Source organism: Variovorax sp. YR752 (genome assembly GCF_943372545.1).
In genome coordinates this window covers 1-9934 of the sequence record NZ_CALRZC010000276.1, presented here as the reverse complement: position 1 = coordinate 9934, position 9934 = coordinate 1, and the positions used below count along the sequence as shown (strand labels likewise).

The 9934-nt window shown below is 66.6% G+C and carries 11 protein-coding genes and 1 tRNA gene; 9 read left to right on the top strand and 3 right to left on the bottom strand.

Annotation, left to right across the window (positions count from 1 at the left end; all coding sequences use genetic code 11):
• Both AAG801_RS36785 and mutM read right to left on the bottom strand, forming a co-directional pair.
• The coding region (locus AAG801_RS36785) for a dynamin family protein (RefSeq protein ID WP_341892867.1) at nucleotides 1–1569 on the bottom strand (1569 nt) is incomplete at its 3' end.
• Nucleotides 1570–1670: 101 nt separating this feature from the next.
• The gene (gene mutM / locus AAG801_RS36780) at nucleotides 1671–2486 is read right to left on the bottom strand and encodes a bifunctional DNA-formamidopyrimidine glycosylase/DNA-(apurinic or apyrimidinic site) lyase (RefSeq protein ID WP_341892866.1); all 816 of its coding nucleotides are present in this window, start codon (nucleotides 2484–2486) and stop codon (nucleotides 1671–1673) included.
• 71 nt (nucleotides 2487–2557) lie between these two features.
• Between mutM and AAG801_RS36775 the strand changes: the two genes are divergently transcribed.
• From AAG801_RS36775 to AAG801_RS36740, 8 genes are all read left to right on the top strand, one after another.
• Nucleotides 2558–4411: a tetratricopeptide repeat protein gene (locus AAG801_RS36775; RefSeq protein WP_341892865.1), complete on the top strand. Its 1854-nt coding sequence runs from the start codon at nucleotides 2558–2560 to the stop codon at nucleotides 4409–4411.
• Complete coding sequence (locus AAG801_RS36770; RefSeq protein ID WP_341892864.1) at nucleotides 4412–4957, top strand: lipoprotein insertase outer membrane protein LolB; 546 nt, start codon at nucleotides 4412–4414, stop codon at nucleotides 4955–4957. It abuts the gene before it with no gap.
• Nucleotides 4954–5835, top strand: coding sequence for a 4-(cytidine 5'-diphospho)-2-C-methyl-D-erythritol kinase (ispE, locus tag AAG801_RS36765; RefSeq protein ID WP_341892863.1), 882 nt, complete (start codon nucleotides 4954–4956; stop codon nucleotides 5833–5835). Before AAG801_RS36770 ends, ispE begins: the two co-directional genes overlap by 4 nt.
• A gap of 71 nt (nucleotides 5836–5906) precedes the next feature.
• Nucleotides 5907–5983: transfer RNA gene (locus tag AAG801_RS36760), tRNA-Gln, on the top strand.
• Between the two features lie 142 nt (nucleotides 5984–6125).
• Nucleotides 6126–7100: a ribose-phosphate pyrophosphokinase gene (locus tag AAG801_RS36755; RefSeq protein WP_056573402.1), complete on the top strand. Its 975-nt coding sequence runs from the start codon at nucleotides 6126–6128 to the stop codon at nucleotides 7098–7100.
• A gap of 86 nt (nucleotides 7101–7186) precedes the next feature.
• Nucleotides 7187–7843, top strand: coding sequence for a 50S ribosomal protein L25/general stress protein Ctc (locus tag AAG801_RS36750; protein ID WP_101488767.1), 657 nt, complete (start codon nucleotides 7187–7189; stop codon nucleotides 7841–7843).
• Between the two features lie 81 nt (nucleotides 7844–7924).
• Nucleotides 7925–8560, top strand: coding sequence for an aminoacyl-tRNA hydrolase (pth, locus tag AAG801_RS36745; protein WP_056573407.1), 636 nt, complete (start codon nucleotides 7925–7927; stop codon nucleotides 8558–8560).
• A 6-nt stretch (nucleotides 8561–8566) separates the two neighbouring features.
• Complete coding sequence (locus AAG801_RS36740) at nucleotides 8567–9124, top strand: hypothetical protein (protein ID WP_341892862.1); 558 nt, start codon at nucleotides 8567–8569, stop codon at nucleotides 9122–9124.
• On the opposite strand, the gene AAG801_RS36735 is transcribed toward AAG801_RS36740, so the two are convergent.
• Nucleotides 9107–9409, bottom strand: coding sequence for a YfhL family 4Fe-4S dicluster ferredoxin (locus AAG801_RS36735; protein WP_341892861.1), 303 nt, complete (start codon nucleotides 9407–9409; stop codon nucleotides 9107–9109). The genes AAG801_RS36740 and AAG801_RS36735 overlap by 18 nt on opposite strands.
• A gap of 145 nt (nucleotides 9410–9554) precedes the next feature.
• On the opposite strand from AAG801_RS36735, the gene AAG801_RS36730 reads away from it, so the two are divergent.
• Nucleotides 9555–9934, top strand: a 380-nt coding sequence (locus AAG801_RS36730; RefSeq protein ID WP_341892860.1) for an ABC transporter permease, incomplete at its 3' end; no start/stop codon positions are given.

Below are 9934 nucleotides of genomic sequence, written 5' to 3'. Positions count from 1 at the left end.
CTGGCCCAGCTCCTGCTCGAAGCCGCTCAGGTCGGGTTCGGCCGGCGCCTGCAGCGTGAAGCCCTGCTCGGCGTTGAGCTGGCGGAATGTTGCGTGCAGCATCGACTGGATCTCGGCCGTGGTCGCCTGCACTTCGCGCAGGTTGTTGCGCAGCGCATCGAAGGTTTCGCCGTACACCTTGCGCACGTTGAACTTGACGCCGGGGCGCTTGAGCGCCGCGGCCAGCTTGACCATGTCGGCCTTGAGCGCCGTGCGCCCGAGCACCGCGTACACCTCGCGCAGCAGCTTGCCCTGCACCGAGCGCAGCGCCAGGATGCGGGTGTTGCTGCCCTCGAATTCGGCGTGTTCCTGGTCGATGCGCGCGCGCATGTGGCGGATGACCGACACGTTCTTGCCGCGCAGGCCCTGCAGTTCCAGCGCCTGCTCCGACAGGTCGCGCTGGCGCACCTTCAGCAGACGTTCGGCCTCGGTGCGCAGCGCGGTCATGCCGGCATCGACGGCGAGCCGCAGCATGGTCTCGCGCTTGCCGAGCACGCCTTCGCCGAGCAACGCTTCGAGCGCCGGCAGGCGGCTGGCCTCGAGCAGGGCCGCGTCGTGACCGATCTTGGCCTGCAGGCCCTTCTGCGCCGACACCGGCAGCACCTGCGCCAGCGGCACGTCGAGCAGCCGGGCCGCGCCTTCGCGCTGGCGCTCGATCTGCTGCGCGATCTGCGTCGGGGTGCTCAGCGTGTCCCACAGCGTGTCGATCTTGTTGAGCACCACGAAGCGCGTGTCGTGGCTCTCGTCGCCGGTGATCAGGTGCTCGCGCCAGATCGACAGGTCGGAGCGGGTCACGCCGGTTTCGGCGCCAAGGATGAAAACGACGGCATGCGCCTGCGGGATCAGGCTCACGGTGAGTTCGGGCTCGGCGCCGATCGCATTCAGGCCGGGCGTGTCGAGGATCACGAGCCCCTGTTCCAGCAGCGGGTGCGGCATGTTCAGCACCGCATGGCGCCAGCGCGGAATTTCGACGCGGCCTTCGGCGTCCTGCACCGGGTTGTCGTCGGGCGTCTCGGGGTTCCAGAAGCCGAGCGCGCGGGCTTCGTCCTTGCTCACCCAGCGGACTTCGGCCACCTTGCCCATGGCCTGGGCCAGTTGTTCGGCGTCGTCCACGTCGATGGGCAGCTCGGTCCAGCGCGTGGGTCGCTCGCGCCAGTGGGTGAGCGAATGCGGCTCCAGGCGGGTTTCGATGGGCAGCAGGCGCAGCTTGGGCGCCAAGGCGGCGTCGTAGCCCAGCTCGGTCGGGCACATCGTGGTGCGCCCGGCGCTGGCCGGCATGATCCGCCGCCCGTAGCTGGCAAAGAAGATCGCGTTGATCAGCTCCGACTTGCCGCGCGAGAACTCGGCCACGAAGGCCACCATGACCTTGCTGGTGCGGATCTGGTCTTCGAGTGCGCGCAGCCGTTCGGCCACGGCCTGGTCGAGCAGCTCGTTGTCGGTCAGCCAACGGGACAGCCACTGAAGGCGGCGGGCGAAGTTGCTCCGCCAGGCGCCGTGCCGATCGAGCTGTTGGTTGAAAGAGCGGCTCAAGGGGAAGATGTAAGTAAGAATTTACAAATATAACATCGCCGAATGGCGAACGGGGTACCTATAAGAGTTTGCCCCGAAGCAACGCCGCGGAGCCAGCCTTCCTATGATTTCTGGCAATGGGGGCAGTAATAAGTGGAGCGCTGCCCCTGTTTCATTTGCCGGATCGGCGTACCGCACACCCGGCACGGCTCGCCCGCGCGGCCGTAGACGGTCGCTTCGAGCTGGAAGTAGCCGTTCTGCCCGTCCACGTTCGAGAAGTCGCGCAGGGTGCTGCCGCCCTTCTCCACCGCCCGCGCCAGGATCTCGCGCACCGCCGCATGCAACTTCGCCGCGCGCGGCCGGCTGATGCGCGCCGCTGACAAGGTCGGGCGGATGCCCGCCATGAACAGCGCCTCCGACGCGTAGATGTTGCCGACGCCCACCACCACGTCGCCCGCGAGCAGCACCTGCTTGATGGCCGTGCGGCGTTTCTTCAGCCCCGCATGGAAGGCGTCGAGATCGAAGGCGTCGCCCAGCGGCTCCATGCCCAGCCCGCCGAGCAGCTTGAGCGCCCAGGGCGCCTCTTCGTCGTCCACATAGACCACGGCGCCGAAGCGGCGCGGGTCGTTCAGCCGCAGGGTCCCGAGTTCGGTGACCAGGTCGAAGTGGTCGTGCACGCCGGGCTCCGGCAGGTGGATGTCGAAACGCAGGCTGCCCGACATGCCCAGGTGCAGCAGCAGCAGCCCGCGGTCCAGGTCGATCAGCAGGTACTTGCCGCGGCGGCGCACCTCGCGCACGCGGCGCCCGACCAGCGCCTGCGGCAGCACCATCAGCGCCCAGCGCAGCGGCTTGCCGATGCGCACGGACTCGATGCGCGCGCCGACGATGCGGTCGGCAAAGCCGCGCCGGGTGACTTCGACTTCGGGTAGTTCAGGCATGAAAAGTAAAACTCCGGCAGCGACGAAGCCCCATGCGGCGCTCGTTCAAATGGCTGGATTATTATGGTCAGATGAACCCATCGCCCCGCCGTCACCGCCTTGCGGCGGCCGCGTCTCTCGTGCTGCTTGCCTACGCAACGCAGGCCCAGTCTCTAGAACCCACCGCCGCCGGCAACCCCGCTCCCGCCATCGAGCGCACAGCGCCGCCGAAGCCGCCGGTGCGGCCCCGGGCCACCACGGCCACCAAACCGGCCGCCGAGGCCGCACAGCCGTCGGCGCTGACGGCCGACCTGTTCTACGAAATCCTCATGGGCGAGATCACCGCTCGTTCCGGCGACCCCGGCTCCGGCTATTCGCTGGTGCTCGACGCCGCCCGGCGCCTGCGCGACGGCAAGCTGTTCCAGCGCGCGGTCGAAATTGCGCTGCAGTCGCGCTCCGGCGACGCGGCCATCTCCGCGGCGCGCGCCTGGCAGGAAGCACTGCCCAATTCGCGCGATGCCCGGCGCATCGAGCTGCAGATCCTGATCGCGCTGAACCGCATCAGCGAAACCGTCGATCCGCTGCGCGCCGAAGTGGCGGCCACCTCGCAGATCGAGCGCCCCCTGCTGATGGCGGTGATCGCGCGCACCTACGGCCGCGCCGCCGACAAGAAGCTGGCTGCCTCGGTGGTCGAACAGGCGCTGGTCGACGAGCTCAAGAGCCCGACGACCGGCGGACTGGCCTGGGCCACCGTGGGCCGGCTGCGCCTGAACGCCGGCGACCCCTCGGGGGCGCTGGATGCCGCGCGCAAGGGGCAGGCGATCGATCCGGCGTCCGAGGCGCCCTCGGCGCTGGCGCTCGAGCTCATCGACCCGGGCCAGCCACTGGCCGAGCCGATCGTCACGCGCTACCTCGCCAACAACCCCAAGGCCTCGCCCGACCTGCGCATCGCCTATGCGCGCACGCTGGTCGAGAACCGCCGCTTCAGCGACGCCACCGCACAGCTCCAGACGCTGACCACGGCACGCCCCGAACTGGCAGAGCCCTGGCTGCTGCTCGGTAGCCTGCAGATGCAGGCCCGCCAGGAAGCGGCGGCCGAAACATCGCTCAAACGCTACGTCGACCTGATGACCGCGCCGGGCCAGAGCCAGGACGCCGGTGACGTCGCCGACCGCAAGCGCGGGCTGACGCAGGCGTATCTCGTGCTGTCGCAACTGGCCGAGCGGCGCAAGGATTTCCAGGCGGCCGACCGCTGGGCCTCGCGCATCGACAGCTCCGACAACCAGAGCGCCATCCAGGGCCGCCGCGCCAGCCTGCTCGCCAAGCAAGGCAAGCTGCCGCAAGCCCGCGAGCTGCTGCGCGCCCTGCCCGAGCGCACGGCGGACGAGCGCAAGCAGAAGCTGCTCGCCGAAGCCCAGCTGCTGCGCGAAGCCAAGCAATACCAGGCCGCCTACGACCTGCTGGCCCAGGCCTCGGCGGCCGCGCCGGACGACGGCGACCTCGTCTACGACCAGGCCATGATGGCCGAGAAGCTCAACCGCCTCGACGACATGGAGCGGCTGCTGCGCCGCCTGATGACGCTCAAGCCCGAGAGCCAGAACGCGTACAACGCGCTGGGCTATTCGTTTGCCGAGCGCAAGATCCGGCTCGACGAGGCCCGCACGCTGATCCAGAAGGCGGTGCAGCTCGCGCCCGAAGACCCGTTCATTGCCGACAGCCTGGGCTGGGTCGAGTTCCGGCTCGGCAACACGGCGGAGGCGATCCGCATCCTCGAGGCGGCCTACAAGACGCGGCCCGACCCCGAGATCGGCGCGCATTTCGGTGAAGTGCTGTGGTCGGCCGGCCAGAAGGACCGTGCCGTCGCGATCTGGAAAGAATCGCTGCTGACGGACGCAGAAAACGAGACGCTGCAGGAAACCCTCAAGCGCCTGCGCGTCAAACCCTGAATGGCATCGATCACGCACACGGCTCCCGCGCGGGGCGATGAGGCCCTCACCCGCCGCGCGGCGATCGGCGCAGGCGGCGGTGCATTGCTGCTGTGGCTGACGGGCTGCGCCCAGCTCTCGGGCGGCCCCGCTGCCGCTCCCGGGCGTTCGGCCAACTGGAGCGGGCGCATGTCGCTGCGCATCGACAGCGAACCGGTCCAGACTTTTGCTGCCCTGTTCGAGCTGCGGGGCACAGCCGAAACTGGCGACCTGACACTGACCACGCCCATCGGCAGCACGCTGGCTCAACTGCACTGGGCGCCGGGTGAAGCCTTGCTGAAGAACGGCAGCGACACCCGCCGCTACGACTCCGTCGACGCGCTGATCGAAGCCGCCACGGGCGCCGCCATTCCGGTCGGCGCGCTGTTCGGCTGGCTCGATGGCCGCGCCGACCCCGTGCCCGGCTGGCGCGCCGACCTGGGCCAGCTGTCGAACGGCAGGCTGCAGGCCACACGCGAATCCCCTGCGCCCCGGGCCGACCTGCGCATCGTCTTCGAACGCTCATGAAGGCGATCTACGACCTGCCTGCGCCGGCCAAGCTGAACCTGTTCCTGCACATCACCGGACGGCGCGACGACGGCTATCACCTGCTGCAGTCGGTCTTCATGCTGATCGACTGGTGCGACACGCTGCATGTCGAGCTGCGCAACGATGGCCAACTGAGCCGCGAAGACCTCACCACGCCGCTGCCGGCCGACGACCTCGTGCTGCGCGCCGCCCGCGCGCTGCAGGCGCACGCCGCGCCCGGTCAGGGCGCGCACATCGGCATCGCCAAGCATGTGCCGGCGCAGGCGGGCATGGGGGGTGGCTCGTCGGACGCGGCCACCTGCCTGCTCGCGCTCAACCGCCTCTGGAACCTGAACCTGCCGCTGTCGCGCCTGGCGCAGATCGGGCTGAAGCTCGGTGCGGACGTCCCTTTCTTCCTCGGCGGGCGCAACGCCTGGGTCGAGGGCATCGGCGAAGAAATCACACCGGTAAACTTGCCGCCAGCGCGCTTCGTGGTGGCCAAGCCACCCGAGGGACTCGATACCCGACTAATTTTTTCTGCGGATGATCTGGAACGGGCAACTCCTGTTGCTATAATCTCAGGCTTTGCTGCAGATAGCGAACAGCTAGAAGCCACAAACCTCGGCAACAGGGTTTACGACTTCGGTCACAACGACCTGCAGCCGGTTGCCCAACGGCTTTGCCCCGCAGTCACCGACGCCATCGAATGGTTCGGACTGCAAGGATTCAAGGCCCGGATGACCGGCTCCGGAAGTTCGGTGTTCGCGAAAATTCAGCAATCGCCGCAGGAAGCGGAACTGCTCGAAGCCCCCCGGGGATGGCAGGTTCGACAATGCGACAATCTGGCGGTTCATCCACTCTGGGGATGGGCAACCTGAAGAGATAATCGGAACGCTCTGCGGTTCGATGCGACATATAACGGTGGGTGGTGCAAACCATCAACCTGTGTAGGGGAGTCGCCAAGCTGGTTAAGGCACTGGATTTTGATTCCAGCATGCAAAGGTTCGAATCCTTTCTCCCCTGCCAAATCTCTCAAACTGCGGCCTGATGGCCGCAGTGCTTCTTTTGCAGTCCACCGGCTGCAATAATCGGCAGCCCACACAGGCCGCCACGACTCGAAACCTTTGGCGGCTTTCCCGCAAGCCCTTTGCACTGCCCGGACGCGCTCATGCAGGCCAATCAACCTGACTTCTTGGTTTTCACCGGCAACGCCAATCCCGGCCTTGCTGCAGAAATCGCGCAAAACCTCGGCACTTCGCTGGGCGCCGCACGCGTCGGTCGCTTCTCCGACGGTGAAGTCACCGTCGAGATCAACCAGAACGTCCGTGCACGCGACGTGTTCGTGGTGCAGTCGACCTGCGCACCGACCAACGAAAATCTGATGGAACTGCTGATCATGGTCGACGCGCTCAAGCGCGCTTCGGCCGAACGGATCAGCGCCGTCATCCCCTACTTCGGCTACGCCCGCCAGGACCGCCGCCCGCGCTCGAGCCGCGTGCCGATCTCGGCCAAGGTGGTCGCCAACCTGCTGGAAACCGTCGGCGTCGAGCGCGTGCTCACGATGGACCTGCACGCCGACCAGATCCAGGGCTTCTTCGACATTCCGGTCGACAACATCTACGCCTCGCCCGTGCTGCTGGGCGACCTGCGCCAGAAGAACTACGAAGACCTGATCGTGGTCTCGCCCGACGTCGGCGGCGTGGTCCGTGCCCGTGCACTGGCCAAGCAACTGAACTGCGACCTCGCCATCATCGACAAGCGCCGCCCGAAGGCCAACGTCAGCGAAGTCATGAACGTGATCGGCGAGATCGACGGCCGCAACTGCGTGATCATGGACGACATGATCGACACGGCCGGCACGCTGGTCAAAGCAGCCGAAGTGCTGAAAGAGCGCGGCGCCAAGAGCGTGTACGCCTACTGCACGCACCCGATCTTCTCGGGCCCGGCCATCGAACGCCTCTCGAAGGGCGCAGCCCTCGACGAAGTCGTCGTGACCAACACCATTCCTCTTTCCGACGCGGCCGTCGCGTGCGGAAAGATCCGCCAGCTCTCCGTGGCACCGCTGATCGCCGAAACGATCCAGCGCATTGCCAAGGGCGAGTCGGTGATGAGTTTGTTCTCGGACCAGGACAACCTGTTCTGACCTGAGAGCGAAAAAGCGGACCTCCTTCGGAGGCCTTTTTGAATCGGAGTCGCACTGGTCGCGGTGGACTCTCACAGGAGCTAGTTATGAAATTCGTCGCTTATGAGCGCGCAAAGCAGGGCACGGGTGCGAGCCGCCGTCTCCGCATCACGGGCAAGACCCCGGGCATCGTCTACGGTGGTGACACCCAGCCGCAACTGATCGAAGTCGATCACAACGCGCTGTGGCACGCCCTGAAGAAGGAAGCTTTCCACTCGTCGATCCTCGAAATGGACCTCGCCGGCGCCGTCACCAAGGTGCTGCTGCGCGACGTGCAATACCACCCGTTCCGCCAGCTGGTGCAACACATCGACTTCCAACGCGTCGATGCCAAGACCCGCATGAACATGAAGGTGCCGCTTCACTTCAAGGGTGAAGAAGAGTCCGACGCCGTCAAGCTGGATCACAACCTCGTGAACCACGTGATGACCGAACTGGAAATCAACTGCCTGCCGAGCGATCTGCCTGAATTCCTCGAGATCGATCTCTCGGGCCTGAAGAAGAACGCCACGCTGCACGTCAACGACATCAAGCTGCCCAAGGGCGTGAAGTTCGTGAGCCACGGCAAGACCAACCCCGTCATCGTGTCGGCCGTGCCGCCGCTGGTGTCGGAAGAGCCGGCACCGGCCGCCGAAGGCGCTGCCGCCGAAGGCGCTGCTGCTGCCGCTGGCAAGCCCGCCGCCAAGACGGCCAAGAAGAAGTAATCCTCTTTCTTTCCGTCCGCGAACAGAAGGCCCGCCTCGTGCGGGCCTTTTGCTTTGTGGGGCGGCGAGATAATTCCCGCCATGATCAAGCTGTTTGTCGGCCTCGGAAATCCAGGCCCTGAATACGAAGCCACGCGCCACAACGCCGGCTTCTGGTGGATCGACGCCCTCGCGCGCGACTGGAAGCTCAACCTCGTGCCCGAGCGCGGCTATCACGGCCTCGCGGCACGCGCCAACATCGGCGGCCAGAGCATCTGGCTGCTGGAACCGCAGACCTTCATGAACCTGTCGGGCAAGTCGGTGGCCGCGCTCGCGCGCTTCTTCAAGATCGCGCCCGAAGAAATCCTCGTGGTGCACGACGAACTCGACGTGGTGCCCGGCCAGGCCAAGCTCAAGTTCGGCGGCAGCCACGCGGGCCACAACGGCTTGCGCGACATCCACGCCCAGCTCGGCACCGGCGACTACTGGCGCCTGCGGCTGGGCATCGGCCATCCCGGTGTGAAGTCGGAGGTCGTCAACTGGGTGCTCAAGAAGCCGCTCAAGGAACAACGTGAAGCCATCGAAGACGCCATCGTGCGCACCTTGCATGCCGCCCCCGCCCTGGTGGCCGGCGAGATGGAAAAAGCCACGCTGATGATTCACACGAGCAAACCGCCGCGGCCCAAGCCGCCGAGGCGGGAGCCCGGCGACGGAGGCACGACGCCTGCCGCCACCTAGCCGGCCATGGGAGTGCAGGGAGGGAGAGAACTAAAAATGAGAAGAAGAACGACGACGAAGAAAAAGAAGACGGAAGAAGCCGCAACAAAGACGGCAGCCAACCGGGTGATGGCTGTTTTTGCGATCGCGCTGTCCGCAGCCGCCATGGGCGCTTCAGCCCAGACCTGGCGGTGCGGCAACACCTACTCCGACCAGCCGTGCGAAGGTGGGCGGACCGTGAAGGTGGACGACCGGCGCAGCGATGCGGACCGCAAGGCGTCGGAAGACGCCGCGCGCCGCAACGAACGCAGCGCCGGCCGGCTGGCGCGCAGCCGCCAGTCGCTGGAGCGGGAGGCGGTCAGCCAGGGCAGTCCCACGACCTTCGATGCGGGGCGCTTCACCACGAACGCGCAAGCTCTCACGCCTGCCGAACGGGCCGCCCAGGCCCGCCAGCGCAAGCACACGGCCGAGCCCCGCCCAACGAGCGCGCGCTTCAACAGCCCGTCGACCGGCGACGAAGCCCCGAAGGAAACAGGCAAGAAGAAAAAGAAGAAGAAACCGTCCGGCTCAGGCGGCGCCGACTGACGACGGCGAGGCGGCATCCGACGCAGGCGGTGCCGCCTTGTCTGCCGTGAGGCGCACGTACTTCTGCAGCAGCGTCTCGCGGGTCTCCACATGGTCCGGGTTCACCGGGATGCAGGCCACCGGGCAGATCTGCACGCACTGCGGCTCGTCGAAGTGGCCGACGCACTCGGTGCACTTGTGCGGATCGATCTCGTAGAACTCGGCGCCCATGTAGATCGCATCGTTCGGGCACTCGGGCTCGCAGACATCGCAGTTGATGCATTCGTCGGTGATCATGAGGGCCATCCCCCGATTATCGACGGACCGGGCGAATGCCCCGCTGCAGGTCTTGCGGAGCCCCCGCCAGCGTCAGGGCGGTCCGATGAGGAGCGACAAAGTTCACAGTCGAGGCACGGTTGTTGCACCAGTCAGTTATGCTGCGGCCCGCCCCATGAGTCTGTTTCTATTCAAGCGCATCGCCACGCTGATCGGTACCCTGATCGGCGCCTCGGTCATCGTTTTCCTCGTCCTCGAGATCCTGCCCGGCAATGCCGCGCAGATGCTCATGGGCCCCGACGCCTCGCCCGACGCCGTTGCCGCCCTGGCCACCAAGCTCGGCCTCGACCAGCCCGCGTGGACCCGCTACTGGCACTGGATCGCCGGCATGCTCACCGGCAACCTGGGCGACAGCTACGCCTACAGCTCGCCCGTCATCGACCTGATCCTCGAGCGCCTGGCCCTCACCGTGCCACTGGCCGTAATGGCGATGAGCCTGACAGTCGTGATCGCATTGCTCGTCGGCGTCACCGCTGCCGCGCGCCACAACAAGCT